Below are 26,672 nucleotides of genomic sequence, written 5' to 3' on the forward strand. Positions count from 1 at the left end.
GCAGCTCGGTGGGGTCTACACCTCCGACCGTCGAACAATCATCGGCAGTGGCGGTATAGCGACTCAGCGTAAATGTGGAGGTGGTGAGATGGTGACCTCATGTGCGGACCTGCCAGGCATCGACTCGGAGTCCATCGAGCTGGGTGGGCGGCCAGCCGATCACCGTCCGCGCGGTGAGCGGCCCAGTCCGCGACCGCCGGCGCGAAGTGGTTCACCGCCGAACGGCCCCCAAGGGCACTTCATGCGGCTGCTGGGCCTGGCGCCCGGCATCGACAGCGTCACCGCCAGCTGCAACCTGGGCGTCCTGCGGGTGGTGATGCCCATCGAGCGGCCCGCCGTCCGGAAAGATCCCCCTGAAGCAGCCTGCTTCCTGACTCTGGGCACTCAGCCCTGCGTCTACGCCGATCCTGGCGCGCTCTTTGACGATCTATGTAATATATCTCACATGACAAAATTCGACGGCCCCTGTAACGTCTCTCATGTAGCGCGTCTCACGTGACAAGAAAGGAACAATCATCATGGCCAAGGCAGTAGGAATCGATCTGGGGACCACGAACTCCGTTATCGCCGTCTGGGAGGCTGGCGAGGAGAAGGTCATCCCGAACGCGGAGGGAGCCCGCACTACCCCGTCGGTGGTCGCTTTCACCGAGGACGGTGAACGGCTGGTGGGGCAGCTTGCCCGCCGGCAGAGCATCCTCAACCCGAAGGGCACCATCTCGTCCGCCAAGCGGTTCATCGGCCGGTCCTTCGACGAGATCAAGGAGGAAGCCAACGCCGTCGGCTTCGACGTCGTGGAAGGACCCAACGGCGAAGCACGGTTCAACATCCGCGGCAAGCAGTACGCGCCGGAGGAGATCAGCGCCCAGGTGCTGCGCAAGCTCGTTGACGACGCCAGCAAGTTCCTCGGTGAGAAGGTGACCGAGGCCGTCATCACTGTTCCCGCCTACTTCAACGACGCCCAACGCACCGCGACCAAGGACGCCGGACGCATCGCCGGGCTCGAGGTGCTGCGCATCATCAACGAGCCCACCGCCGCCGCACTGGCGTACGGAATGGACAAGAAGAACCACGAGACCATCCTGGTGTTCGACCTCGGTGGCGGCACGTTCGATGTCAGCCTCCTCGACGTGGGCGACGGGGTCGTCGAAGTGCGATCCACCGCCGGTGACACCCACCTGGGCGGCGACGACTTCGACCGCCGGCTGGTGGACTACTTTGCCGACGAGTTCAAGAACGAGAACGGCATCGACCTGCGCAACGACCCGCAGGCGCTGCAGCGACTGTTCGAGGCGGCCGAGAAGGCGAAAATCGAGCTCAGCTCGGTGTCCCAGACCCAGGTCAGCCTGCCCTTCATCACCGCCGACGCCAGTGGGCCCAAGCACCTGACCATGACCGTGAAGCGGTCCAAGTTCGAAGACCTCACCGCTGACCTCGTTGAGCGGTGCCTCGGTCCGGTGCGTCAGGCGATGGCCGACGCGAAGATCAGTGAGGACGATATCGACGAGGTCATCCTCGTGGGCGGTTCCACCCGCATCCCCGCTGTCCAAGCGCTCGTCAAGCGGCTCACCGGCGGCAAGGAGCCGAACATGACGGTGAACCCCGATGAGGTGGTCGTTGTGGGCGCCGCCATCCAGGCGGGCGTCCTCAAGGGCGACGTCGACGACGTGCTGCTGCTGGATGTCACCCCGCTGTCGCTGGGTGTGGAGACCCGCGGTGGCGTGATGACGAAGATCATCGAGCGCAACACCACCATCCCCGCCCGACGCAGCGAGGTGTTCTCCACGGCCGAAGACAACCAGCCGTCGGTGGAGATCGTCGTCCTGCAGGGCGAGCGGGAGATCGCCGCGGACAACCGGGTGCTGGGCCGGTTCGAGCTCACCGGCATCCGCCCCGCTCCTCGCGGTGAAGCGCAGGTCGAGGTCACCTTCGACATCGACGCGAACGGCATCCTGAACGTGACGGCGAAGGACAAGGACACCGGCACCGAGCAGGGCATCACCATCAGTGACACCTCGAATCTGGACCAGGGCGAGATCGACCGGATGATTAAGGAAGCCGAGCAGCACCGGGCTGACGACCAGGCGCTGCGCCAGGCCGTGGACGCCCGCAACGAGCTGGACTCCGCCGCCTACCAGGTCGAGCGGGTACTGCGTGAGCTCGGCGACGCTGCACCGGAGCACGAGCGTGCCCGCGCGGAGCTGCTCATCACGCAGGCCCGCGAGGCAGTGCAGAACAACGTCGGCGAGCAGGAAGCGAAAGAGCGCACCGGCGAGCTGCTGCAGGTTGCGCAGTCCCTTGCTGCGGCCCGCGCGAACGCCAGCCACGCTGAGCAGCCCGCTCAGGACGACGAAGACGACGTCGTCGACGCCGAGTTCGACAAGTAGCACGGAGGGAGGATCGCGATGGTCGAGGAGCAGAACGAGGACACGCGGGCCGTGGACCTGCTGAACGAGGACCTCACCGACGTGTCCCCGGAGGAGATCCGTGCCGCGCAAGCAGCGGTCGCCTCCCAGTTGGAGACGGCCGAGGACCGGTGGCGCCGGGCGGCGGCGGACTACGACAACCTCCGCAAACGAACGGCGCGCGAGATCCAGACCGTCCGCGAGCAGGAGCGGCAGCACACCGCCAAAGCCTTCTTGCCCGTCGTCGACGGGCTGGACCGGGCGCTCAGCTTCGGGGTGGACCTTGACGAGGGCGTTCTGGGTGGCATGCAGGCCGTCCGGGCGCAGGCCGCTGATGCGTTGCGCGCACTCGGGTACCCCGAGATTGTCATCGACGGTGCGGAGTTCGACCCGCAGCTGCACGAGGCGGTCTCGGTCGTCGAGGATGCCAGCGTCCCGCCGGGCAGCATCCTCGCCGTCACTCGCTCCGGGTTCGGAACGCCTGAGCGGATGCTGCGACCGGCTGCGGTCGTGGTCGCCCGCAGGCCGGAGGAGGAGTAGGAGATGGCGGAGGACCTCTACAGCGTGCTGGGGGTCTCCCGGTCGGCGGATCAGAAGGAGATCCGCCGCGCCTACCGGGAGAAGGCCCGCAAGTTCCACCCGGACGTCAACAAGGCCCCGGGGGCGGAGGAGACCTTCAAACGGATCAGTGAAGCCCACGATGTGCTGTCGGACCCGGAAACCCGCTCACAGTACGACCGGTTCGGTGAGAACTTCCGGCAGTACGCCGCCGCGGACGCGGCTCGCTCCTCCGAGCAGCCGCGCCGCAGCGGCGGCACCCGATACACGTGGAGCGGGGGCAGCGCGCAGAGCGTGAACTGGGAGGACCTCTTCGGGGGCGGCTTCGGTGGTTTCGGGGGCGGCTTCGGTGGTTTCGGTCGCGGCGCCGACCGCACCGCGGAGCTGGAGATCACCGTCGAGGAGGCCTACCGGGGCGGGCGGCGCACGGTGCAGGTCGCGTCCCCGTACGGCGGCGCGCAGGAGTACACCATCGACATCCCAGCGGGCGCTGTCGACGGGCAGCGGCTGCGGATCGCGGACGCCGACGGACAGGACGGGGACCTGCTGATCACGCTGCGCGTGAAGGACAGTAAGCGGTACCGGCTCAGCGGCGCGGACATCGAAACGGACCTTCCCATCTCACCGTGGGAGGCGGCGCTGGGCGCGGATGTCAGCATGCCCACCCCGGGCGGCCCGGTCACCGTGCACGTTCCGCCCGGCTCGTCCACGGACAGGCGGCTCCGCCTGCGCGGGCAGGGGATGCCGCGCAGGGGACAGCCGGGAGACCTGTATGCGCGGGTGAAGGTCGTCGTTCCCCGCACTCTCAGCAAGAAGGAGAGGGAGCTGTTCGAACAGCTCCGCGACGAATCGTCGTTTGATGCCAGGAGAGGATCATGACCTCACGTCACCTGCCCGTCCGTGTCGCCCGGGCCGACCTGGCGGCGACCGCGGTGGCCGCAGGTATCCACCCGGATACGCTGCGGAAGTTCGTCGAGCTGGGGCTGGTCACCGCCCACGTCGACACCAGCGGCCGGCTGTGGTTCGCCCGTACCGTCCCCGCCCGCGTGCACACCATCGTGCGTCTGCACTCCGATCTTGCCGTGAACTACGCCGGCATCGCACTCGTGCTCGACCTGCTCGCCCGCATCGAGCAGCTCGAGCAGCACCGGACCATCCGACTTGAAGGAGACATCCCATGGACATGAACTCACTCACTCAGAAGTCGCAGGAAGCGCTCACCTCGGCCCAGAGCCTCGCGGTCCAGGCCGGTCAGGTCGAAACGGACGAGGAGCATCTCCTGCTCGCACTGCTGCAGCAGGAGGAGGGGCTGGTTCCCCGACTGCTGCAGGCAGCGGGTGCTGACGTGGAAGCGGTACGCGCCGACGTCGAAGCGGAGATCGCCCGCAAGCCCAGCGTCTCCGGGTCCTCCCCGCAGACCGGTCAGGTGTACGTGAGCCGCAGCCTCACCTCCACCCTGGAACGGGCGGAGCGGGAGGCAAAGCGGCTGAAAGACTCCTACATCTCCGTGGAGCATCTCGTTCTGGCCCTCGTCGACGACTCCTCCAACCGTCCCGCGTCCCGCGTGCTGCGCGGGCACGGTGTCACCCGGGAGAGCTTCCTCAGCGCACTCACCGAGATCCGCGGCAACCAGCACGTCAACTCCGCCACCCCCGAGCAGACGTACGAGGCGTTGGCGAAGTACGGCCGTGACCTGGTCGCTGACGCCCGGTTGGGCAAGCTTGACCCCGTCATCGGGCGTGATGCGGAGATCCGCCGGGTCATCCAGATCCTCTCCCGCAAGACCAAGAACAACCCCGTCCTCATCGGCGAGCCCGGTGTCGGAAAGACCGCCATCGTGGAGGGCCTTGCCCAGCGGATCTTGAGTGAGGACGTGCCCGAGGGCCTTCGCGACAAGACCGTGTTCTCGCTGGACCTGTCTGCCCTGGTCGCCGGCGCGAAGTACCGGGGCGAGTTCGAGGAGCGAATGAAGGCAGTCCTGGCGGAGGTGAAGGCAGCGGAGGGACGCATCCTGCTGTTCATCGACGAGCTGCACACCCTGGTGGGGGCGGGAGCCACCGAAGGGGCGATGGACGCCGGCAACATGCTCAAGCCGATGCTCGCCCGCGGGGAGCTGCACCTCATCGGTGCCACCACCCTCGATGAGTACCGCAAGCACATCGAGAAGGACGCTGCCCTGGAACGCCGGTTCCAGACGGTGATGGTCGAGGAACCTGACGTGGAGGACGCGATCTCCATCCTCCGCGGCCTGCGCGAACGCCTGGAGGTCTTCCACGGTGTCCGCATCCAGGACAGCGCACTGGTCGCTGCCGCCGTGCTGTCCCACCGGTACATCACCGACCGGTTCCTGCCCGACAAGGCCATCGACCTCATCGACGAAGCCTGCGCGCGTCTGCGAACCGAGATCGACTCAATGCCCGCTGAGCTCGACGAGCTGACCCGGCGGGTGACCCGCCTGGAGATCGAGGAAGCGGCGCTGTCGAAGGAAACGGACACTGCCAGCAAGAACCGGCTGGAGGAGCTGCGCCGGGAACTGGCCGACCTGAAGGCGGAGGCGGACTCCAAGCGCGCCCAGTGGGAGGCGGAGCGTCAAGCGATCCGCAAGGTCCAGGAGCTGCGCAGTGAGCTGGAGCGTCTGCGGCGGGAGGCGGAGGAAGCTGAGCGCTCCTACGACCTCAACCGTGCCGCTGAACTGAGGTACGGGGCTATCGCTGACGCGGAACGACGCCTGCGCGCCGAGGAGGAGCGTCTCACCTCCAAACAAGGCGGGCAGCGGCTGCTGCGGGAGGTGGTCACCGAGGACGAGATCGCCGAGATCGTCGCAGCATGGACGGGGATCCCCGTGGCCCGGCTGCAGGAAGGTGAACGCAATAAGATCCTCACCCTGGACGCCACCCTCAAGGAGCGGGTGGTCGGTCAGGATGAGGCCATCACGCTCGTCAGCGACGCGATTATCCGTGCCCGCTCCGGCATCCGCGACCCGCGCCGCCCCATCGGCTCGTTCATCTTCCTCGGCCCCACAGGTGTGGGAAAGACCGAACTGGCCAAAGCGCTCGCGGAAGCACTGTTCGACAGCGAGTCGGCGATGATCCGGCTGGACATGAGCGAGTACCAGGAACGTCACACCGTCAGCAGGCTGGTCGGTGCACCTCCCGGGTATGTCGGGTATGAAGAGGGAGGGCAGCTGACCGAGGCGGTGCGGCGCCGCCCGTACAGCGTGGTCCTTCTCGACGAGATCGAGAAAGCTCACCCGGACGTGTTCAACACGCTGCTGCAGGTCCTCGACGACGGTCGCATCACCGACAGCCAGGGACGCACCGTCGACTTCCGCAACACCATCATCATCATGACCTCCAACATCGGTGCCCATCACCTGTTGGGCTCCGATGGCGGCGCGATCCCCGACGACGTGCGAGACAGTGTGCTCGGTGAGTTGCGCGCCCACTTCCGTCCCGAGTTCCTCAACCGGGTGGACGACATCGTGGTGTTCTCGCCGCTGGGTCGCGAACAGATCCAGGACATTGTGGAGCTGCAGTTCACCGACCTGCGCTCCCGGCTGGCCGAGCGTCAGATCCGCATCGAGCTGACGCCCGCGGCACGCCAGCTCATCGCCGACCGCGGCTACGACCCCGTGTACGGGGCGCGTCCGCTGCGACGTTACATCAGCCATGAGATCGAGACTCGGCTGGGTCGTGCGCTGCTGAGCGGGCAGGTGATGGACGGGTCGACGGTCACGCTGGACGTGCAGGACGGCGACCTCGTCTTCAACATCGCAGCGCCCGCCGAGGAGGAGGACGCGGGGTGAGCGCGATTGTGACCTGCCCCAACTGCGGGAAGAAGAACCGTGTCCCCGCCGCCGCGTCGGGGTACCCGCGCTGCGGTGTCTGCAAGAGCGCCCTGCCGTGGATCGTGGATGCGGGCGATGCGGACTTCGCCGAGGTGGTCGAGCAGGCCCCGCAAGTGGTGCTCGTGGACTTGTGGGCGACCTGGTGCGGACCGTGCCGGATGGTCAGCCCTGCTCTCGAGAAGGTCGCCACGGAACGTGCCGGCAAGCTCAAGCTGGTGAAAGTGGACGTGGACGCCGCGCCGGAGACGGCCCGCAAGTTCTCCGTCCAGGCGGTGCCGACTCTGCTCATCCTCAACCAAGGGAACGTGCTCTCCCGCCAATCCGGAGCCGCCCCGCCGGACGTGCTGCTGCGCTGGGTGGACGAGGCGTTGCAGAAGATGGCTGACTCGGCCGGCGGTGACCCATGAGATACGTCGACCCACACGTCCCGCTCATCCGCCCGGTCCGTCCCCGGACACCCGGGTCATGTGAGGACTGCGTGGCGGCCGGCACGCCCTGGCTGCACCTGCGCATGTGCCGCACCTGCGGGAGGGTCGGGTGCTGCGACTCCTCCCCGATGCGGCACGCCCGCGCGCATGCGCACACGGCGGGGCACCCCATCGTGCGGTCGCTGGAGCTGGGGGAGAACTGGAGCTGGTGCTACGTGGACGAAGCGTACGTATGAGTGACACACCCGCCGCCAACCGCCGCCAGGTCGCTCAGGCCGAGACGCCTGACACCATCGGCGCTTTCCCACGGCTCAGCGACGAGCAGATCGCGGTGCTGCTCGCACGAGTGCAGCGCCGCACACTCACCGACGGGGAGGTTCTCATCCGGCCCGGCGAGCGCCCGTCCTCCCTCTATGTCGTTCTGGAAGGGCACCTGCTGACGGCGGACACCGAACCTGCGGCGGATCCGCGTCATCCCGATGAGTCGTTGGCGGTCGGGGTGCACGGCCGCGGCCGGTTCGTGGGGGATATCGGGTTGCTGGAAGGACAGCCGTCTTTCGTACTCGTCTCCGCCATCGGCGCCGCTGAGGTGGTGGAGGTGCCCGTCGATGAGCTGGAGGCCATCGTCACCTCGGACCCGCTATTGGGTGAGATCATCCTGCGGGCCTACCTCATCCGCCGCTCCCTGGCCATCGGGGCGGGAGCGGGCATGCGGATCGTCGGCTCCTGCTTCTCCCCGCAGACCCGGGATCTGCTGGACTTCGTCGCACGAAACCGGCTGCCCCACCGGCTGGTGGACCTGGATGAGGACGAGAAAGCGGAGCGGCTGGTCCGCCAGCTCGGCGCCACCGCCGCCGACTTCCCGCTGGTGATCCTCGGCGGCTCACGCACCGTCCTGGGTGCCACCCCGGCACGGCTTGCCGAGGAGTTGGGGATGCGCCCGCCCGCCCCGCCGCCCACCTGCGATGTGCTGGTCGTCGGCGCTGGGCCGGCTGGTCTTGCCGCGGCGGTGTATGCAGCCTCCGATGGGTTGTCGGTCTACCTGTGCGACGCGGTCGCCAGCGGCGGGCAGGCGGGAACGTCTGCGAAGATCGAGAACTATCTGGGGTTTCCTGCCGGGATCTCCGGCTTTGAGCTCGCCGACCGCAGCCTCCTGCAGGTGCGCAAGTTCGGTGCCACGTTGGACATCCCGGCCATGGTCCAGGAGGTCGTGGAGGATGAGGACCGCTTCCGGGTGATCTTCAAAGATGGCAGGGAGGTCACCTCAGATGTGGTGGTCCTTGCCAACGGGGTGCGATACCGTTCGCTTCCCGCCGCGGGGCTGGACCGGTTCCAGGCCTTGAACGTGTTCTACGCGGCAACAGCGCAGGAAGCGCGGATGTGCGTAGACACACCTGTCGCTGTTGTCGGTGGCGGCAACTCCGCCGGCCAGGCCGCGCTGTTCCTTGCCCGCACGTCCCCCCGTGTGCACCTTGTGGTGCGCGCCGCGGACCTGGGAGCGGGAATGTCCAGATACCTGGTGGACCAGATCCAACATCACCCCCGTATCAACGTGCTGCTGTCCTCGGAGGTCGTGGAAGCACACGGCGGCAACCGTTTGGAAGCGATCACAGTCCGTCACGGTGACGTGCTGGAGAAGCTCCGCGTGGGACACGTGTTCGTCTTCATCGGCGCCGCTCCGGCGACGACGGGATTGAAGGTCGATGTGGCACGCGATCCCGACGGGTACATCCTCACCGGCGCGGAGGCGGAGCTGGCCGGCGCGCGGATGGAAGGAAGCCCCCGCTTCTCTTTGGAGACCACCATCCCCGGGGTCTTCGCTATCGGCGATGTGCGGTACGGGTCTGTGAAGCGAATGACCTCGGCTGTGGGTGAGGGCGCCAGTGTGGTCCGGCAGATCTACGACTACCTGAACGAGGGTCGCCACAGTCGGGTGCGCGCATGAGCTCCGACATCCAGGGACACCAGCGCCGCACGCCGCCCCGAACCCGGCAGCCGTGGGAGAACCCGCGGATCCTCCGGTGGCCCATGCGGGCGTAGCGGGTGGGATCCCCTCGACGGTGCGTCGGATGAGGTGGTTTCGCCGCATCCCGGTGCTGCACATCGACGAGGAACGTGGCGAGGGCCCGACGGTGCTGCTGCTGCACGGTATCGCCTCCTGGTCGGTGACGTTTCACCACGTGATCCCGTTGCTCGAGCGCACCCACCGGTGCATCGCCATCGACCTGCTTGGCTTCGGCGAGTCGCCGGCCCCGGAGTGGGCCGATTACACCCTGGCCGACCATGTCGCCGCTATCGGGCGGATGGTCGCCTCGTTGCGGCTGCGGGAGCCGTTCACTGTGGTCGGGCATTCTATGGGCGCCCTCATCGGCGCCGCCCGGTACGCCGCCCGGTACGCCGCCCGGCGGCGAAAGCGCGTCGCGAAGCTCGTGATGGTCAGCCCACCTATCTATCTGGCACCCCATGAGATCGGGGACGTCGTCGAGCGGGCCCGGATGGACTTCTACCTGCGGCTCTTCGAGTACCTCCGCACGAACCGGGAGTTCACCCTCCGGCATGCTGCCCTGGTACAGCGGCTGCTGCCCACCCCCAAAGCTGTCGATATCACTGAACGCAACTGGGAGTCGTTCATCAAGTCGTTGCAGCACCCCATCGAGTCGCAGACCGCGCTCACTCAGCGACATCGCCCATGTCAAAGCCCCCATCGACGTCATTATGGGCGACCTCGACGAGTTCCGCTCCGAAGCCGTGCTGCGCATCGTGGAGCGGATGAGGGGGGTCACCGTCCGGCGTGTGCGGGCAACGAACCACCTCATCGGCAAGCGCCTCGCCCAAATCGGCGCTACGAAAGTGACCACAGAGTAATCGAACGGGTGCCACTCCCGTGCCGATATGAAGGTCGAAAAACAAAGAGGTAGTAGTAGCACCCATGGGTGAATCAAACTAACATGGGTACAGTCGGAGACATCCGACGCCACCATATCGGGAAGGAATCGATTCGCTATGACCACGTCCTCCGATCTTTCGGCGAACTTGACCGCCTCGCATCGAGCCTTCTGCACGCTCGTCCAGGACCGCGGCTGATGCCGGTCGACTTGTACCGGGAAGCTGACCGTGACATTCTCACCGCCGACCTGCCCGGGGTCGAAAGCGAAAAGGTGAAACCCCGCAAGATTCATGTCCTGAGTCAGCACTCGACTCAGGAGTAACGCCCGGCCGGAGACCCATCGATAAGCCAAAGTTAGCCAGACGAGAGGACCCACACCGACAGAGAACCTGCCGCGGATGTAGGGCACGGAACAAACCAACTCGATGCTTCTCGTTCGCGGCACGCGCCGAACGCAAACAAGGGCGACCTTTCCCTGATGCCGAACGGCGCACCATCCGTCCTTGCAAGACCGGAAGACGGGCGTGGGCCCAGCCTTCTGGTCTTAGCACAGTGGTTCATCCACTTTTCACTAAAGGAGTACTCCCATGACCAGCCCCGAGGCCCCTCGCAACAACCCTCCGGAACAGGACGCTAGTGAGCTCTCGTTCACCAATGACCCCCGCTGGAAACAGACGATCGCGCGGTTCTCTGACTACGCCAGCGCGCAGGCAGCGGTTGACCGTCTTTCCGACGCCGGCTTCCCCGTGGAACGAGTGGCGATCGTGGGGCTCGACGTTCGTGTTGTCGAGCACGTACTCGGTCGCTTGACAGGAGGAAAGGCTGCGCTACGGGGCGCAGCCACTGGAGCGTGGTTCGGTGTTCTGCTAGGCCTGCTGTTCGGGCTGTTCGCCCCCGGATTCGGTTGGCTGGCCATCATGATCATCTCGGTCGTCTCTGGCGCAGTTTGGGGCGCTTTGCTTTCCTTCCTTGGACACCTGGCTACGGGCGGCCGACGGGACTTCGACTCACTGCAGACCCTTGAGGCGGGCCACTACGAGGTCCAAGTGGAAGCACCATACGCTGCGGAGGCCGCTCGTCTCCTCGCGGACCAGACCGCCCACCCCGGAGACTGAAAAGGCGTGAAGCGCCCTGAGTCTGGTGGAGACTCAGGGCGCTTCAGTCACGGTAGCCTCGGAGCAGCGCTGGTCGTGGTTGTAGAAGCCGCGTGACCTGCGCAAAGACAGAGTTCTCAGGTGCGGGCAGGGGTTCTCGAACTCCCCACGAAAGTCCACCGAAGAAGGGCCCGGGAGTCGTGAGACTCCCGGGCCCTTTCGTATGCCCAAGGTGGGTCCGTCCGCGCCCACCGCGCCCGTCGCCGTCGTGCGTGGTGTTGGATGGTCCGGTGAACACCACCATCCACGCCCCGTCCCCCGACCGACCCGCCTCTGGGCAGGGCACTCCGGCCTACGCCCGGGTGCCCGCGAGCTACTACGACATCTTCGTGGGCGTCTTCATCGCCCTCCTCATCCTCTCCGGCGTCACCGCGGCCAAGCTCTTCTACGGCCCCACCGTCCCGGTCATCTCGGACCTCTTCTACGACGGCGGCCCCCTCATCTTCGACGGCGGCGCCTTCCTGTTCCCGTTCGCGTACATCGTCGGCGACATCCTCGCCGAGGTGTACGGCTGGCGCCGGGCCCGCCGCGCCATCGTCCTCGGCTTCGCGATGCTCGTGCTCGCCGCCCTCACCTACACGGTGGTCTCCTGGACCACGCCCGTCGAGGGCTTCGAGGTCTGGGACCGGGCCCTCGCCCCGATGCCGCGGATCACCGTGGCCGGCGTCGTCGCGTTCCTCGTGGGCTCCCTGCTCAACGCGTCCATCGTGGTCCGCCTCAAGGAGCGCATGAAGGAACGGCACGTGGCCTTCCGGCTCATCCTCTCCACCGTGGTCGGCCAGTTCTTCGACACCCTGATCTTCTGCACCATCGCCTACGCCGGCACCATCTCGCTGCTGGAACTGGCGAACTACACGGTGACCGGCTTCGCGTACAAGACGCTCGTGGAGATCCTCCTCGTGCCGGTGACCCTGCTCGTCATCCGCGCCCTCAAGCGCCGGGAGCCCACCTACCGGGCCCCTGGTTTCGAGATCCACCGCGACGACGATCCCGCCCTCACCCCGGCCGCGTCCCGCTGACCCGCGCGGGCCCCGGCGTCGGCCGCGCCGGGGCCCGTCCGTCGCGCGCACCCCGCCCAGCGACTACCGTCGGTGCCATGGGCAAGGACCTCTTCGAGCACGAGCAGCAACAGACCCTCAGCCGCGAGCAGGCCGCCGCACGCCTGCGCGACCTCGCCGACCAGCTCTCCCGGCAGAACGAGGTGCGGATCGAGCACGGCGGCCGCGACGTCGTCGTCACCGTCCCGGACCGCGTGGGCCTCGAGGTGGAGCTCGAAGTCGAGGACGACGGCGACGCCGAGCTGGAGATCACCCTCAGCTGGTGACCGGCCCCGGGTCGGCCGCCCGGGGCCGCCTCCCCGCGCCTCAGAACGTCCAGGCTTCCCCGGGGGCCAGACGCCGGTAGTCGGTCACGCCCTCGGCGAGCCCCGAGAGCACCCCGTCCACCACGCCCTTGCCGTCCTCGCTGAGGATGCCGTCGTGGATGGGGCGGGTGTGCGTCGCCGCGATGGCCCGCATCTGGTCCACCACGTCCGCGATGCGCAGCCACGGCGCGGCGGCGGGCAGCAGGAGCACCTCGACGTCGGCGTCCGGCACCGTGAACGAGTCGCCGGGGTGCAGCACGGCCCCGTCCACGAGGTAGGACACGTTCACCGGGCGCGGCACCTCGGCGTGGATCATCGCGTGCTCCCCGCCGAGCACCTCCACCCGGAAACCGGCGGCCTCGAACGTCTCCCCGGGGACGGCCGTGTGCACGCGCCCGGCGTCGAGCCCCGCCTCCGCCAGCGGCCCCGTGAGGTCCCGTGGCGCCCACACGTGCGCCTCCGTGCCGGCCAGCGCCCGGGCCAGCTGCTCGGGGACCACGTGGTCCGGGTGGCCGTGCGTCACGAGGACGGCGTCCGCGCCGTCCAGGACCGCCGCGTCGCTGAACGCGCCGGGGTCGAACGCGAGGCGCCGACCGGCCTTCTCGAGGCGGACGGCCGAGTGGCCGAAGAGGGTCAGGGTCGTGCTCATGCGGATCACTCCTCCGCCCGGCGTCGGGATCCCGGGCGGTCCCAGCCTCCCGCGCGCTCCCGGCGGCGGACAAGGCCCGCGCCCCTCGGTCCTGCCGAGGATGCGCGGGCCGGTCGCCGTCCGCTGCGCGCTCAGAGCGCGGGGGAGCGGGTCAGCGCTGCTGCCCGGGCTGGACGCCCAGCACCTTCGCGTTGGCGGCGGCCACCGGGTCCGGCGTGGCGGTGTCCACCCGCACGCCCTGGCCCGCCGCGGCCGAGCCGGCCTCGGCCACGACCTTCTGCTGCTGGGCATAGGGGTTGTTGGCCTCCACCACCGGGATGTTCGCGGTGATCGGGCCCGGGACCGGGGCGGTCCACGGATCCTGCACCGGCTTGGTCAGGCGCCACAGGGCGAAGCCGGCGCCGGCGGCGGCGGCCGCCATGCCCGCGACGATCCAGGCGCGGCCGCCCGAGCGGGAGGCCCGGCGACCGGCGGCACGGTTCAGGTCCTTCTCGGCCGCGCCGGCGTACTGCTCGGCACCCTTGCGCAGGCGCTTCACGATCGCCTTGTCCCCGGTGAGCTTGATCAGGGCCTGCTCCAGGGCGTCCGGGACCTCGACGTCGTGGGCGGTCTTGCGGGCGTGCGCGGCGCCGTCGGCCAGGCGGGCGGCGGCCACGGGGAGGACCTCCTCCTTGCGGCGCTGGGCGTAGTCGCCGGCGTCGGCCAGGCGGGCCTGCACCTGCGGGGCTACCTGCCCGCCCTGCTCCTGCAGCGCGGACAGACCCGTGGCGAGGAGACCGGCGAGGGTCAGGCCGCCCGCCGCGGCGGCGTCCTTGGCCTGACCGGCACGGTCGCTGAACAGGGCGGCGGACCGCTGCGCGTCCTTACGGGCGCCCTTGGCGGCCTTCTTCGCGTCCTTGCGCAGGCCCTTGGCGGCCTGGCGGCCGTCCCGGCGCAGCTGCTTGGCCTTGCGGCCCCCACGACGGCGGCCCTTCTTCGCGGCCTTCTCAGCGTCCTTGCGCGCCGCGGCGAACTGCTGCTGCACCTCGTGGCCGGCGTCCTGCGCCTGGGCCTGCAGGTGCTCGAGGAAGTCCTGGACGGTGTCCACGCCCTTGGCGACGGCGGGGGCCAGCAGCCCGTACTGGTGCGCGACGGCCTCGCCGGCCTTCCGCGCCCCGCGCTCGACCACGGGGCCGTACTCCTTCTTGGCGTCCTGGGCTTTGCGGCGGCCCTCCTCGGCCGCGGCGGAGCCGCCGATCAGCCCGTAGGCCGCGGCCACCTCGCTCCAGGCGCGGGTGGACTCCACCTTCGGGGCGGCCCAGTGGCGCAGGTTCTCCGCCTGGCGTGCGACGAACGCGTTCGCGCCGCCGTCGTGCTGGATCTCGTCGTGCAGGGTCTTGCGAGCCATGTGATGCCTCCCGTGAGTTCTGGATGGTCGTTGAACGCGGTGGTCCTCGAGGCCCAGCCTAGTGGCCGACCCCCGCCGTGGCACGGGTCCCGGCACGCCGGGAGTGCGTACGCCGATCGCGGAAGACCCGCCCCCGGACGGCGGGATCCGGACGGCCCGCCGCCGCGGATGGAACAATGGGGCGCATGGCGAACAAGACGCACACCGCGACCATCCACACGAACCACGGCGACATCGTCGTCGAGCTGTTCGGCAACCACGCCCCGAAGACCGTGAAGAACTTCGTGGGTCTCGCCACCGGCGAGCAGGAGTGGACCCACCCGCAGACCGGTGAGAAGAACAACGGCGCCCCGCTGTACTCCGGCACCGTGTTCCACCGCATCATCAAGGACTTCATGATCCAGGGCGGCGACCCGCTCGGCATGGGCATCGGCGGCCCCGGCTACCAGTTCGGCGACGAGATCCACCCCGAGCTGCAGTTCGACCGTCCCTACCTGCTGGCCATGGCCAACGCCGGCCCCGGCACCAACGGCTCGCAGTTCTTCATCACCTCCGTGCCCACCGGCTGGCTCAACGGCAAGCACACCATCTTCGGCGAGGTGAAGGACGAGGCCTCCCAGAAGGTCGTGGACGAGCTCAACGCCGTCGCCACCGATCCCCGTGACCGCCCGCTCGAGGACGTCGTCATCGAGTCCATCGACATCGACGAGGCCTGAGCAGCCCCTCGGTGAGCACCACCCCCTCTGACCCGCACGGCCCGGACTCCGCGGACGGCACACCCCCGGTGTGCCCGCGGCATCCGGGCCGTGCCGCGTATGTGCGCTGCGCCGTCTGCCGGCGCCCCGCGTGCCTCGACTGCCAGCGTCCCGGCTCCGCGGCCGGACCGGTCTGCGTGGACTGTGCGTCCGGCGTCGTGGCCGGCCCTGCTCCGACGGTGGCCCCCGCCGGCGCCGCCGCGTCGGTCCCGGTCCGACGGCGGACGGGCTTCGCCGCCTCGCCCGTCACCTGGATCCTGCTGGCGGTCACGGCGGTGGTCTACGCGGCGCAGTGGATGACCCGGGACCAGGCGTCCGGCGTGACCGAGGCGCTCTGGTACGCCGGGCTCTACACGTCCCCGTACGGCATGGAGCCGTGGCGGATGGCCTCCTACGCGCTCGTGCACGACGTCTCCGGTCCCACGCACCTGCTGCTGAACATGCTCGCGCTGTGGGTGATCGGGCGCGTGCTCGAGCCCGCGCTGGGCTGGTGGCGGTTCCTCGCCCTCTACGTGCTCTCCGCCGTGGGCGGTGCGGTGTTCGCGCTGTGGGTCTCGGACCCGCTGCAGCCCGTCGTCGGGGCGTCCGGCGCCGTGTACGGCATGTTCGCGGCCCTGTTCCTGCTCACCCGGGTGCGGGGCGGGCAGGTGCGCTCGATCGCCGTGCTGATCGGCCTGAACCTCGTGTTCTCGTTCCTGCTGCCCGGGGTGGCCTGGCAGGTGCACGTGGGCGGGCTGCTGACGGGCGCCGTCGTCGCCGTCGTGTTCTCCCTGGCCGGCGGGCTGCGCCCCGGGCGGGCGCGTGTGCCGTCCGTGGGCGCCCAGGCGGCCGGCCTCGTGGTCGTGGCGGCGGCGCTGGCGGCACTCACGGTGCTCGGCGCCGCACGGGTCACGGTGGCCGGCCTGCTGGGCTAGACCGTCGTCCCCGACCGTCCCCGGAGTTCTCCACAGCCGGGTGTGCACTTCTTCCCACAGGGGTGTCCACACCTGTGGACAACTCCGGGGACAACTCGTCTCCGGGCCGGATCGTGCGGATCCCTCATCCACAGGGTTGTCCACCGCTGTGGAGAACTACACGCGTGTCATTCGCTCCAGCGGGACATCATCAGGAACCCGACGAGCGCGATGCCGAAGCCCACGAGGATGTTCCAGCCGCCGATCTGCACGATCGGGAGGAGGCCCTGGGTCAGGTAGTAGACGATGATCCAGACAAGGCCGAGGATCAGCAGGCCGAACATCACGGCCTTGTACACGGGGGAGAGGGGTTTCGGACCCGGGTCCACGTCCCCGAGCTCCGTCCGCACGGCGGAGCGGCTGCGGCGCGCGGCCTCGAGCTCCTCGCGCTTCCGACGGGCCGAGTCCTTGCGCTTGCCGGCGGGTGCTGCCACGGGTCTTCTCCTCGGGTGGGGGGTGGTGGGCGCCCCCACCGGCGGGGACCGGGGCGGGGACGGTATCCTGCTGACCTGCCCAGGACCGGGGTCAGCGACATGCCCGGCCAGTCTATGCACCCCGCTCCCACGCGGCGGGGAGGAAAGAGCGCCCCCGTGCAGAGCCCCGAGGTCTCCGTCCTCGTCGTCGACAACTACGACAGCTTCGTCTACACCCTGGTGGGCTACCTCGAGCAGCTCGGGGCCCGCACCACCGTGATCCGCAACGACGAGGTCACCCCCGCCCGCGCCCTCGAGCTCGCGGCCGAGCACACGGCGGTGCTCATCTCACCCGGGCCGGGCGCGCCCGCCGACGCCGGTGTCTCCCTCGACCTCATCCGCTCCGCCGCCGACGGCGGCCGCCCGCTCTTCGGGGTGTGCCTGGGGCACCAGGCCATCGCGGAGGCGTTCGGCGCCACCGTGACGCACGCGGAGTCCCTCATGCACGGCAAGACGTCCCTGGTCCGCCACGGCGAGCACCCCATGTTCGAGGGCGTCCTCTCGCCGTTCACCGCCACCCGCTACCACTCGCTGGCCGCCGTGCGGGCCACCGTGGACGAGGCGGTCCTGGAGATCACCGCCGAGACCGAGGACGGCGTCGTGATGGGACTGGCCCACCGCACCGCGCCCCTGTGGGGCGTGCAGTTCCACCCCGAGTCCGTGCTCACCGAGGGCGGCTACCGGATGCTCGGCAACTGGCTCGAGTCCGTGGGGCTCTCCGGGGCCGCCGAGCGCGGTGGCCGGCTCTCGCCCCTCGTCCGCCAGGACTGACCGGTCCCGGGGCCCGGTTCGCGGGTCGGACGGCGCCCCGGCCGCTCAGGTGGACGGCGGCGGGTCGATCGAGGGCTCGGGGTCCGGCGTCAGCGTCGGCAGCGGGTCCACCGGCGTCGCGGTGGGCGACGTGCTCGGCGGCTGCCCGGTCGGCTCCGACGGGGCCGCCGACGTCGGTGACGGGCTCTGCGTCGGCGACGGCGTCTCGGTCGTCGTCGGCTCGGGGCTGGGCGTGGCCGAGGCGGACGGCGAGGGTGACGGCTCCGCGCTCTCGGAGGGCTCGGGGCTCTCCGTCGGCGGGGGGCTCGGTGATGCGGACGCCGACGGCGTGGGCTCGGGCGCCTCGCTGGATGGCGGGGCCGGCTCGGAGGGCTCGGCCGTGGGCGCGATCCACGAGGAAGCGGTCAGGGTCAGGGAGGAACGGTTGTCCACGCGGACGCCGGCGGGCGGATCCTGGGCCACGACCGTGCCCGTGTCGGTGGTCGCGCCGTCCTCGTCCTGGATCCGCACGCGCAGCTCGGGGGCGCTCAGCGCCAGCTGACGCCGAGCGTCCGGAGCGCTCATCCCCACCACGTCCGGCACGGCGACCATGCCGCTGGACAGGTGCAGCACCACGGAGGAGCCGGGCGGCACGTGCGTGCCCATCGCGGGGTCGGTGCGGGCGAGCAGCCCGCGCTCGAGTCGGCCGTCGTCCTGGTACTGCACGGAGGAGACGCGCAGGCCCAGGCGTTCCAACTCGCGGCGGGCCGCGTCCTCGGACAGCCCCTGCAGGGAGTCGGACAGCGCGATGCCCTCCTTGCCGCGGGACACTCGTATCCGCACCTTGGCCCCGCGGGGCACCTCCGTGCCCGTCGGCGGGTCGCTCTGGGTGACGGTCCCGTCCGGGGCGTCGGCCATGTACGCGGACGAGACGATGGCCACCAGACCTGCGTCCTCGAGCGCCGCGACCGCCTCGTCCTGCTGCAGCCCCACCACCGCGGGCACCTCCACGGTGGTGCGCAGGGCTGCCGCGAGCCACGGCGTCAGGACCAGGGCCAGCGCGACCAGGACCGCGCCGGCCGCCAGGAGCGTGCGCCGGCGGAGGCGCCGGCGGACGCGACGGTGCGTGGCCGTCGCTGGCGCCGGCGTGTCCCCTTGCGGTTCGGGCCGGGGCGTCGCGGCCGCACCGGGCATCACCGGCTGGCCGACCGTCACCGGGCGGGGGCCGTCCATGGCGGCGGCGGCGGCAAGCTGCGCGGCGGAGGCGGCGCCGGGCAGTCCCGCACCCGCCACGGCATGGTTCGCCGCCTGGGGCTGTGCGGCGTCCGGCTCGGCCGGGACGGAGGGCGTCGGCCGGGTCAGCGGGACCGCGGCCATCGGCACGTCGGCCCCGTGCTCCGCGGCCGCGGCGCCCAGCACCGCGCCGCCCGCGCCGACGAGGGCGGGAGGGAAGGCATCGAGCGGCGAGGTGTGACGGCCGGGGCCGGCGTGCGGATCCGCCGCGGCCTCCTCGAGGGCCGCGAGGAACGCGGTGCCCGTGGGGAACCGGTCCTCCGGATCCTTGCGCAGGGCGCGCAGCACCACGGGGTCGAACGCGGGCGGCAGGTCGGGGTCGACGTCGGAGGGCGCCGGCGGCTCCTCGCGCACGTGCTGGTAGGCCACGGCCAGCGGCGTGTCGCCCGTGAAGGGGGGCCGGCCCGTGAGCAGCTCGAACAGCAGGCAGCCGGCCGCGTAGAGGTCGGCGCGGCTGTCCACGGTGCGGCCCGTCGCCTGCTCCGGGGCCAGATAGAGGGCGGTGCCCACCACGGCCTGGGTCTGCGACGTGGTGGCGGAGGTGTCTGCCAGCGCGTGGGCGATCCCGAAGTCCATCACCTTCACGGTGCCCGTGTCCGTGACCATGACGTTCGCGGGCTTCACGTCGCGGTGGACGATGCCCTCCTCGTGCGCGTGCTCGAGCGCTTCCAGCACGCCCCGGGTCCAGGCCACGGCGCGGTCCGGGCCCACGGCGCCCTCGGCGTGCAGGATCTCCCGCAGCGTCCGGCCGGAGACGAGCTCCATCACCAGGAACGGGCAGTCCACCGGATGGAGGCCGTCCTCGAGGGAGACCTCGCCCGTGTCGTACACGGAGACGATCGAGGGGTGGTTCAGGGAGGCCGCCGAGCGCGCCTCCTTGCGGAAGCGCGCCTGGAAGTGCGGATCGCGCGCCAGGTCCCGGCGCATCAGCTTGACCGCCACCGGGCGGTGCAGCCGCAGGTCCTCCCCGCGGAAGACGTCCGCCATGCCGCCGCGCCCGATCAGCTCACCGATCCGGTACCGCTCGTTCAGGGTCCTCTGCTCGTCCACAGACACGTCCGCGTGGTCGTCCCGCCCGCCGCTCAGGCGGAGGGCGTGGCGTCGGCGGAGGAGGCCTCCGCGCCACGCGCGTCGGCGGAGGAGGCATCCGCGCCACGCGCGTCGGCGGAGGAGGCATCCGCGCCGCGCGCGTCGGCGGACGGGTCGGTGGTGGGCTGGCCCGTCGGCGCCGTGGACTCCCCGGAGGACTCCGTCGTCGGATCCCCCGTGGGCGTCGTCGGCTCCTCGGTCGGCTCCGGCATGGGCTCCGGGTCGGCGGTGGCCGTCGGGGATTCGGCGGTGGGGGACGGGCTGGGCTCGTCCGAGGCCGACGGGCTCGGCTCGCTGCTCGGCTCCTCCGACGCGCTGGGCTCCGGCTCCGAGGCGGGCTGGGAGGCCTCGCGGGTCGGCGCGGCGTCGGACCCGCCGGTGGCCACGATCAGCTGCACGTGCGTGTCATAGCGGTGACGCTCGCCCTCGCCGGGCACCACGCGCACCACCTCGCCGTCGGCGCCGTCGGCGGACGGGTCGTCCACCCGGTCCACGGTGAAGCCGCGGTCGCGCAGCGTCTGGATCGCGCTGTCCACGGGCTGGCCCACGAGACCCTCCGGGATGACGCCCTCCCCGGTGGAGACGGCCAGCGTGACGGTCTCACCGCGCTGCAGCGCCCCCACGGGGTTGATCTCCTCGACGGTGCCCTGCGGGCTCTGCGCGTCGCGGTCCTCCTCACGCACCGCCAGGCCGAGTCCCTCGAGCTCGGTGCGCACCTCGCTCACGGGGCGACCCTTGTACGCCTCCGGGTCCACGTGCACGGACGACTCCTCCTGCGAGGTCGCCGGCGCCGAGCCGCCGTCGCCGCGGCCACCCGTGAGCAGCGGCCACAGCAGCGCCCCCAGCAGGGCGAACACCACGAGCCCGAGCAGCGCCCACAGCGGCCAGGGGTTGGCGCGTCGCCGGCGGGCGGGCGCGGAGCCGCCCCCGGCGGGCGGGCCCGGGTCCACGACGTCCCCCGGGCGGGTCTGCTGGTCGCGCACGGCGGCGATCTCGTGGTCGCGCGTGCGCGCGCTCGCGGCGGCGCCGGCCGCACCGGCTGCGCCCACGGCCGCCGCACCGGCGGCGCCGGGGCCGCGGGCGTCGTCGTCGGTGCGGGGCTGGGCCGCGGTCACCGGCAGCGCCGCGGTGGCGGGGAAGCCGTCCGCCCGGGTGCCCTCGGCGCGGGGATGGGTGGTGCGCATGCCGTCGTAGTCCAGGGGAGCGGTCTCGGCGCCCGAGGGGTCGGCCACGCCCTGCTCCTCGAGGAAGACGGCCAGGCCGGGCACGGCCTCCACAGCGCCGCGGGTGTCCTTGCGGCGCAGCGCGTCGGCGGCGTCCGAGAGCGCGGTCGCGTCCGACGGCCGCTCCTTGGGGTCCTTCGAGAGCATGCACATGATCAGGGCGCGCACCGGGGCCGGGACGGTGTCCGGCAGGGGCGGCGGGGTGTCGTTGACCTGGGCGAGCGCGATCGCGATCTGGGACTCGCCCGTGAACGGGCGATGCCCGGCGAGGGCCTCGTAGCCGATGATGCCCAGCGAGTAGAGGTCGGAGGAGCCGGTGGCCTGCTGCCCCGTGGCCTGCTCGGGCGCGAGGTACTGGGCGGTGCCCATCACCTGGCCGGTGGCCGTGAGCGGGACCTGGTCCGCCAGGCGCGCGATGCCGAAGTCCGTCACCTTCACCCGGCCGGTGGGCGTGATCATGAGGTTGCCGGGCTTGACGTCGCGGTGCACGAGCCCCTGGGCGTGGGCAGCCGAGAGCGCGGCCGCCGTCTGCGCGATGATCCGCAGGGTCCGCTCGGGGGAGAGCACCTTCTCCTTCTCGAGGATGGAGGACAGCGGCTGGCCCGGCACGAGCTCCATGACGAGGTAGGCGGAGCCCTTCTCCTCGCCGTAGTCGTAGACGTTGGCGACGCCGGGGTGGTTCAGCAGCGCGGTGTGCTGGGCCTCCGCCCGGAAGCGGCGCAGGAAGTTGGGGTCACCTGTGTACTCCTCCTTGAGGATCTTCACGGCGGTGATCCGGCCCAGGACCTTGTCCCGCGCCTTCCACACCTCGCCCATGCCGCCGATCGCGATGCGATCGGTCAGCTGGTACCTGCCGCCGAGGGTGATGCCCGATGTCGGCCTCATTCCGTGACCACCGCTTCCATGATTGCCTTCATGCCACTGACGACTGTCTGATGTCCAACCCCCGGCGGCTCGTCCTCCACCACGATCGTCACGGCCGCCCGGGGGTTCTCGCTCGCGTCGAAGCCGGTGATCCAGGAGTGCACGTTGCCCGTGTCCCCGACCTCGGCCGTGCCCGACTTCGCCGCGATCCGCACCGTGTCCGACTGCACGGATCCCAGGATGCCGTCCTCCACCGCCGAGACCATCATGTCCGAGACCTGCCCGGCCACCTCGGGGGTCGTGGCCCGGCCGCGCTCACGGGGGCTGAACTCCTGCACCGTGGTGAGGTCCGAACGGCGGACCGCCTTGATCAGCTGCGGCTCCATGACCACGCCGTCGTTCGCGATGCCGGCGGCCACCATGGCCATCTGCAGCGCGGTGGCCTGCACGTCCCGCTGGCCGATCGAGGACTGCGCCAGCGCGGCGTCGTCCAGGTCGGAGGGGAACACGGAGGCGGTCACGGGCAGCGGGTATTCGAAGGAGTCGTTGAAGCCGAACCGCTCGGCGGCCTCCCGGATCCGGTCCTGGCCCAGCTCGACGGCGGCCATGGCGAACGGGGTGTTGCAGGACTGTGCCAGCGCCCATGTGAGGGTCTGACGCCCCACGGTGTTGCACGGTGAGCCGTCGTAGTTGGGCAGCTCCGTGGTCGTGCCGGGCAGCGTCCACGCGGCGGGGATGTCCACCGTCCCGTCCGGGGTGTAGTCACCGGACTCGAGCATGGCCACCGCGTCGATGAGCTTGAACGTGGAGCCGGGGGACACGAGCTGCTCCGAGGCGCGGTTGCGGTACGCGCTGGCACCGGGGATCTGATCGATCGCGGCCATCGCCGCCTGCGCCTCGGCCGGGTTGTGCGAGGAGAGCGCGTTGGGGTCGAAGCTCGGCTTCGACACCATGGCCAGGATCTCGCCCGTCGTCGGGTCCGTGACCACGGCGGAGGCGCGCACGCCGTCCGGGAGCGCGTCGTACGCCAGACGCTGCAGCTCGGGGTCGATCGTCAGCTCCACCTGGTCGCCCTCGGGCGTGGCACCCGTGATGATCTCCATGGCGCGGTCCACGAACTGGGACGTGGGGGTGCCGGAGAGCTGCTCGTTCATGGCCGCCTCCAGCCCGGCGGTGCCGTAGGTGAGCGAATAGAAGCCCGTGAGCGGGGCGTACAGCTCGGGCTCGTGGTAGACGCGCTGGTAGTGGTACGCGTCGTCGGAGGGGACGGACTCGGCGATCGGCTCGCCGTCCACGAGGATCGGCCCGCGCGGGGCGCCGAACTCCAGGAACATCTGCCGCGAGTTCAGGGCGTGCGTCTTGAGCTGGTCCGCGGCCAGCACCTGGATGACGGACGCAGCCAGCGCGAGCACCAGGATCATGGCCGCCATGACGGTCCACGTGCGTCGGATCGCCTCGTTCACCGCTCCTCACCTCCTCCCGGGGGCACAGCGGCCGCCGGGAGCGCCGTGCCGGGGTCGAGGTGGCCGGCGCCGGGCCCGGACGCGTTGACCATCCCGTCCACGACCGCGGGACGGCGGGCGGCGTTCGAGATGCGCAGCACGAGCCCCACGATGATCCAGTTGGCCAGCAGCGACGAGCCGCCGGCGGCGAGGAACGGCGTCGTGAGGCCGGTGAGCGGCAGCACGAGGGTCACACCGCCCATCACCACGAACACCTGCCACGCCATGGTGAAGGCCAGGCCGGAGGCGAGCACCTTGCCGAACGCGTCGCGCACGCCGAGGGCGGCGCGCATCATGCGGGTGACGAGCAGGAAGTACAGGACGAGCACGGCGGCCAGGCCCACGAAGCCGAGCTCCTCGCCGATGGCCGTGAGGATCATGTCCGAGAAGGACAGCGGCACCTGGGTGGGGTTGCCCGCGCCCAGGCCGGTGCCCATCAGCCCGCCCGAGGCCATCGCGAACAGGCCCTGGACGACCTGGTAGGAGCCGCCGAAGTCGCGATGGTAGATCTCGGGGTCGAAGGCCCTCAGCCAGATCTCGAACCGGGCGGTCACGTGCGGCATGAACAGGAACGCCAGCGCCGCGCCGAAGGCGATCAGGCCCAGGCCGAGGAGGATCCAGGAGGCGCGGGACGTGGCGATGTAGAGCATCGCCATGAACATGCCGAAGAACAGCAGGGCCGAGCCCAGGTCGCGCTGGAACACGAGCACGCCGAGCGCCAGGAGCCAGCCGGCCAGCAACGGGCCGAGGTCCCGGGCTCGGGGGAAGGTCACCGGGCCCACGCGGCGGCCGGCCAGCAGGATCAGGTCGCGGTTCGCGGAGAGGTAGCCGGCGAAGAAGATGGCCAGCGTGATCTTGGCGATCTCGCCGGGCTGGAAGGTGCCGAAGCCGACGTCGATCCAGATCCGCGCCCCGTACATGCTCAGGCCCAGCCCGGGCACGAGCGGCAGGAGCAGCAGCACGCCGGACGCGGCGAGGAACAGGTACGGCCAGCGCCGCAGCACCCGGTGGTCGCGCACCAGGAACACCAGGGCGGAGGCCACCAGGACGGCCAGGACGGACCACACGAGCTGCGAGGTGGGGTTGGCCATCGCGGCGTCCTGGCTCAGCCGGTGGATCATGGCCAGGCCCAGCCCGTTGAGCAGGGCGGTGATCGGCAGCATGAACGGGTCCGCGTAGGGGGCCCGCAGCCGCAGGACCACGTGCAGCACGAGGGTGGCCGCGCCGAAGATGCCCAGCGGCACCCAGGCGGTGGAGTCCAGCGGGGCGTCCGTGCCGATCATGCCCAGCAGGTCCGCCCCCAGGGCGATGGCCAGGGCGGCCAGCAGTAGGACCAGTTCGATGTTCCGGCGCGGGCGTGCGGGGGAGATCACCTCGGTCACGGGGCCTCACCTCCCGTCGCGCTCGGGGACGATGCCGGGCTCGTCGGCGCGGCGGAGCCGGACGCGTCCGAGGGGCGGGCGGAGGACGACGACGGCGTCGCGCTCGGCCGGGCCCGCTCGGAGGGCTCACCGGCGGGGGCGGGGGCGTTCGGGTGCAGCGAGTCGCGCAGCTCGGCGACGATCTGCTCCGCGTGGTCCACGTCCCGGGCGGCCATGCCGGCGTTCACGCGGTCGCGTGCGTACGCGGGCAGCGCGTCCACCGGGAGGTCGGTCTGGCGGTCCACGTGGGACAGCTCGAGCGGGCCCAGCCGCTGGGAGACGCCCTTGAACACGGCGATCCGGCCGTCGTTGGCCCCCACGTAGTACTGCGTCTGGGTCCACAGGTAGCCCCACACGGCCACGGCCGCGAGGGTGAGGGCGAGCAGCGTGGTGAATACGGGGATGAACCAGCCGCGACGGTACTGCACCGGGCGGTCGTCCTTCCCACGCCGCCGACGCGCGGCCCTGGCCTCGGAGCCGCCGGCGGGCCCGGAGGTCGCCGGGGCCGGGGTGGGGGCCGTGGCCGACGCCTCGGCGGCCTCGTCGGACGGCTGGTCGGCAGCGGTGGCGGCCGGTGTGGCGGCGGAGGAGGAGCCGACGGCGGCCGCGGTGCCGCGCGGCGCGGCGGGCGGGGCGGACGGGTCCGGGCGCGCGGCGACGTCGGGATCCGGCCCGTCCGTGAGGACGGCCGCGGTGCGCCGGGGACGGTTCTCCGGCACGGGCGTCTCGCCGAGCAGGGCAGCGGCGCGGCGGCGCGTGGAGCTGCGGGTGACCACGGGGATGCGATCGGTCCTCACAGCGTTGGAGGCCGCGCCGACGAGCAGGTGGGGTCGTGCGTCCAGGTCCTCGCGCAGCAGCAGGCCGGAGACCGGGCCGACCTCGGGCGGGTGGGCCGCGGCGAGGGCCTGCTCGGACAGGTGGACGTCCGGGACGGGGGCCAGCTCCTCCGCCGTGCCCTCCGCGATCTCGAACGCCACCACGGTGACGTTGTCCGGGGCGCCGCCCTTGAGGGTCAGGTCCACGAGGGTGTCGACGGCCTGGTTGAGAGCCTCCGAGTCCCGCAGCACCTCGTGGATCTTCTCGGGGGAGACCACGTCCGTGAGGCCGTCCGAGCAGAACAGCCAGCGCTCTCCGGGGGCGACGGGCACCTCGAACACGTCCAGCTCGGGGGAGGCGTCCACGTCGCCGAGCACGCGCATGAGCACGTTCTTGTTCGGATGGAACGGGGCCTCCCCGGCCTCGAGACGCCCCTCGTCCACGAGCTTCTGCACGAACGTGTGGTCCGTGGTGACCTGGGAGAACTCGCCGTTCGCGAGCCGGTAGGCACGGGAGTCGCCGATGTGCGCGATGTGCAGCGTGGTCCCCGCGAGCAGGGCGGCGGTGCACGTGGTGCCCATGCCGGCGAGCTTGGGGTTGGCGTGCACCAGCTCGTTGAGGATCAGGTTGGCGTTCTGGATCTCGTCCGGCAGCACCGTGGCCGGGTCCTCGTAGCCCACCGCATCCAGCGGGGCCAGGTCCAGCACCGTGGACGCGCTTGCCACGTCGCCGCCCACGTGCCCGCCCATGCCGTCCGCGAGCACGACCAGATGACGGCCCACGTAGGCGGAGTCGTCGTTCTTGGCACGGACGCGGCCGACGTCGGAGCGGGCGGCGTAGCGGAGGACGAGGGTCATG

23 protein-coding genes are annotated in these 26,672 nt (G+C 70.8%); 15 read left to right on the forward strand and 8 right to left on the reverse strand.

The features are described from left to right. The first annotated feature begins 518 nt into the window (after positions 1-518). The 12 genes from dnaK to MLUT_RS11905 all read left to right on the forward strand — a co-directional run bounded on the left by dnaK (position 519) and on the right by MLUT_RS11905 (position 12,600). Positions 519-2,384: a molecular chaperone DnaK gene (gene dnaK / locus MLUT_RS11855; protein WP_012750682.1), complete on the forward strand. Its 1,866-nt coding sequence runs from the start codon at positions 519-521 to the stop codon at positions 2,382-2,384. A gap of 18 nt (positions 2,385-2,402) precedes the next feature. After that, positions 2,403-2,942 (forward strand): nucleotide exchange factor GrpE, encoded by a 540-nt coding sequence (locus MLUT_RS11860; RefSeq protein ID WP_010079740.1) that lies wholly within the window; start codon positions 2,403-2,405, stop codon positions 2,940-2,942. Between the two features lie 3 nt (positions 2,943-2,945). Further along, positions 2,946-3,839, forward strand: coding sequence for a DnaJ C-terminal domain-containing protein (locus tag MLUT_RS11865; protein WP_010079739.1), 894 nt, complete (start codon positions 2,946-2,948; stop codon positions 3,837-3,839). Further along, positions 3,836-4,147, forward strand: a complete 312-nt coding sequence (locus MLUT_RS11870; RefSeq protein ID WP_010079738.1) for a chaperone modulator CbpM — start codon at positions 3,836-3,838, stop codon at positions 4,145-4,147. Before MLUT_RS11865 ends, MLUT_RS11870 begins: the two co-directional genes overlap by 4 nt. Continuing rightward, positions 4,138-6,765: an ATP-dependent chaperone ClpB gene (gene clpB / locus MLUT_RS11875; RefSeq protein ID WP_010079737.1), complete on the forward strand. Its 2,628-nt coding sequence runs from the start codon at positions 4,138-4,140 to the stop codon at positions 6,763-6,765. Before MLUT_RS11870 ends, clpB begins: the two co-directional genes overlap by 10 nt. After that, complete coding sequence (gene trxA, locus MLUT_RS11880; protein ID WP_010079736.1) at positions 6,762-7,214, forward strand: thioredoxin; 453 nt, start codon at positions 6,762-6,764, stop codon at positions 7,212-7,214. The genes clpB and trxA overlap by 4 nt, the downstream gene beginning before the upstream one ends. 104 nt (positions 7,215-7,318) lie before the next feature. Beyond that, positions 7,319-7,471 carry a UBP-type zinc finger domain-containing protein gene (locus MLUT_RS24000; RefSeq protein WP_231119532.1) on the forward strand — a complete coding sequence of 51 codons (153 nt, stop codon included), beginning with the start codon at positions 7,319-7,321 and terminating at the stop codon, positions 7,469-7,471. Beyond that, positions 7,468-9,180: an FAD-dependent oxidoreductase gene (locus MLUT_RS11890; protein ID WP_010079734.1), complete on the forward strand. Its 1,713-nt coding sequence runs from the start codon at positions 7,468-7,470 to the stop codon at positions 9,178-9,180. Before MLUT_RS24000 ends, MLUT_RS11890 begins: the two co-directional genes overlap by 4 nt. Positions 9,181-9,328: 148 nt before the next feature. Beyond that, positions 9,329-10,153 carry an alpha/beta fold hydrolase gene (locus MLUT_RS23515; protein ID WP_196773865.1) on the forward strand — a complete coding sequence of 275 codons (825 nt, stop codon included), beginning with the start codon at positions 9,329-9,331 and terminating at the stop codon, positions 10,151-10,153. A gap of 556 nt (positions 10,154-10,709) precedes the next feature. Then, complete coding sequence (locus MLUT_RS11895; protein ID WP_010079730.1) at positions 10,710-11,237, forward strand: YflT domain-containing protein; 528 nt, start codon at positions 10,710-10,712, stop codon at positions 11,235-11,237. Positions 11,238-11,506: 269 nt separating this feature from the next. Further along, entirely contained in the window at positions 11,507-12,295 is a 789-nt protein-coding gene (locus MLUT_RS11900; RefSeq protein WP_010079729.1) for a queuosine precursor transporter, read from the forward strand. A gap of 77 nt (positions 12,296-12,372) precedes the next feature. Then, the gene (locus MLUT_RS11905; protein WP_010079728.1) at positions 12,373-12,600 is read left to right on the forward strand and encodes an amphi-Trp domain-containing protein; all 228 of its coding nucleotides are present in this window, start codon (positions 12,373-12,375) and stop codon (positions 12,598-12,600) included. Positions 12,601-12,640: 40 nt separating this feature from the next. On the opposite strand, the gene MLUT_RS11910 is transcribed toward MLUT_RS11905, so the two are convergent. Then, positions 12,641-13,288: an MBL fold metallo-hydrolase gene (locus MLUT_RS11910; protein ID WP_010079727.1), complete on the reverse strand. Its 648-nt coding sequence runs from the start codon at positions 13,286-13,288 to the stop codon at positions 12,641-12,643. Between the two features lie 151 nt (positions 13,289-13,439). Further along, complete coding sequence (locus MLUT_RS11915; RefSeq protein ID WP_010079726.1) at positions 13,440-14,675, reverse strand: hypothetical protein; 1,236 nt, start codon at positions 14,673-14,675, stop codon at positions 13,440-13,442. Between the two features lie 185 nt (positions 14,676-14,860). Here MLUT_RS11915 and MLUT_RS11920 point away from each other — a divergent pair, with 185 nt between their 5' ends. Next, positions 14,861-15,391 carry a peptidylprolyl isomerase gene (locus MLUT_RS11920; protein ID WP_010079725.1) on the forward strand — a complete coding sequence of 177 codons (531 nt, stop codon included), beginning with the start codon at positions 14,861-14,863 and terminating at the stop codon, positions 15,389-15,391. Positions 15,392-15,402: 11 nt separating this feature from the next. After that, positions 15,403-16,344 carry a rhomboid family intramembrane serine protease gene (locus MLUT_RS11925; RefSeq protein WP_012750684.1) on the forward strand — a complete coding sequence of 314 codons (942 nt, stop codon included), beginning with the start codon at positions 15,403-15,405 and terminating at the stop codon, positions 16,342-16,344. Positions 16,345-16,511: 167 nt separating this feature from the next. On the opposite strand, the gene MLUT_RS11930 is transcribed toward MLUT_RS11925, so the two are convergent. Continuing rightward, positions 16,512-16,817 (reverse strand): cell division protein CrgA, encoded by a 306-nt coding sequence (locus MLUT_RS11930; RefSeq protein ID WP_010079724.1) that lies wholly within the window; start codon positions 16,815-16,817, stop codon positions 16,512-16,514. Between the two features lie 156 nt (positions 16,818-16,973). Here MLUT_RS11930 and MLUT_RS11935 point away from each other — a divergent pair, with 156 nt between their 5' ends. Continuing rightward, positions 16,974-17,627: an anthranilate synthase component II gene (locus MLUT_RS11935; RefSeq protein ID WP_010079723.1), complete on the forward strand. Its 654-nt coding sequence runs from the start codon at positions 16,974-16,976 to the stop codon at positions 17,625-17,627. Positions 17,628-17,672: 45 nt separating this feature from the next. Here the strand turns inward: MLUT_RS11935 and MLUT_RS11940 are convergent, their stop codons facing one another. The 5 genes from MLUT_RS11940 to MLUT_RS11960 are packed head-to-tail and all read right to left on the reverse strand — an operon-like array spanning position 17,673 to position 26,671. After that, the gene (locus MLUT_RS11940) at positions 17,673-19,949 is read right to left on the reverse strand and encodes a protein kinase domain-containing protein (protein ID WP_010079722.1); all 2,277 of its coding nucleotides are present in this window, start codon (positions 19,947-19,949) and stop codon (positions 17,673-17,675) included. A 32-nt stretch (positions 19,950-19,981) separates the two neighbouring features. Continuing rightward, complete coding sequence (locus tag MLUT_RS11945) at positions 19,982-22,096, reverse strand: protein kinase domain-containing protein (RefSeq protein ID WP_012750685.1); 2,115 nt, start codon at positions 22,094-22,096, stop codon at positions 19,982-19,984. Further along, a complete protein-coding gene (locus tag MLUT_RS11950; RefSeq protein WP_010079719.1) occupies positions 22,093-23,538 on the reverse strand; it encodes a peptidoglycan D,D-transpeptidase FtsI family protein in 1,446 nt (481 codons plus the stop codon). Before MLUT_RS11950 ends, MLUT_RS11945 begins: the two co-directional genes overlap by 4 nt. Beyond that, a complete protein-coding gene (locus tag MLUT_RS11955; RefSeq protein ID WP_012750686.1) occupies positions 23,535-24,959 on the reverse strand; it encodes an FtsW/RodA/SpoVE family cell cycle protein in 1,425 nt (474 codons plus the stop codon). Before MLUT_RS11955 ends, MLUT_RS11950 begins: the two co-directional genes overlap by 4 nt. After that, entirely contained in the window at positions 24,956-26,671 is a 1,716-nt protein-coding gene (locus MLUT_RS11960) for a PP2C family protein-serine/threonine phosphatase (RefSeq protein WP_012750687.1), read from the reverse strand. Before MLUT_RS11960 ends, MLUT_RS11955 begins: the two co-directional genes overlap by 4 nt. Position 26,672 lies beyond the last annotated feature (1 nt).

The organism is Micrococcus luteus NCTC 2665, from assembly GCF_000023205.1.
Taxonomy (GTDB): Bacteria; Actinomycetota; Actinomycetes; order Actinomycetales; family Micrococcaceae; genus Micrococcus; species Micrococcus luteus.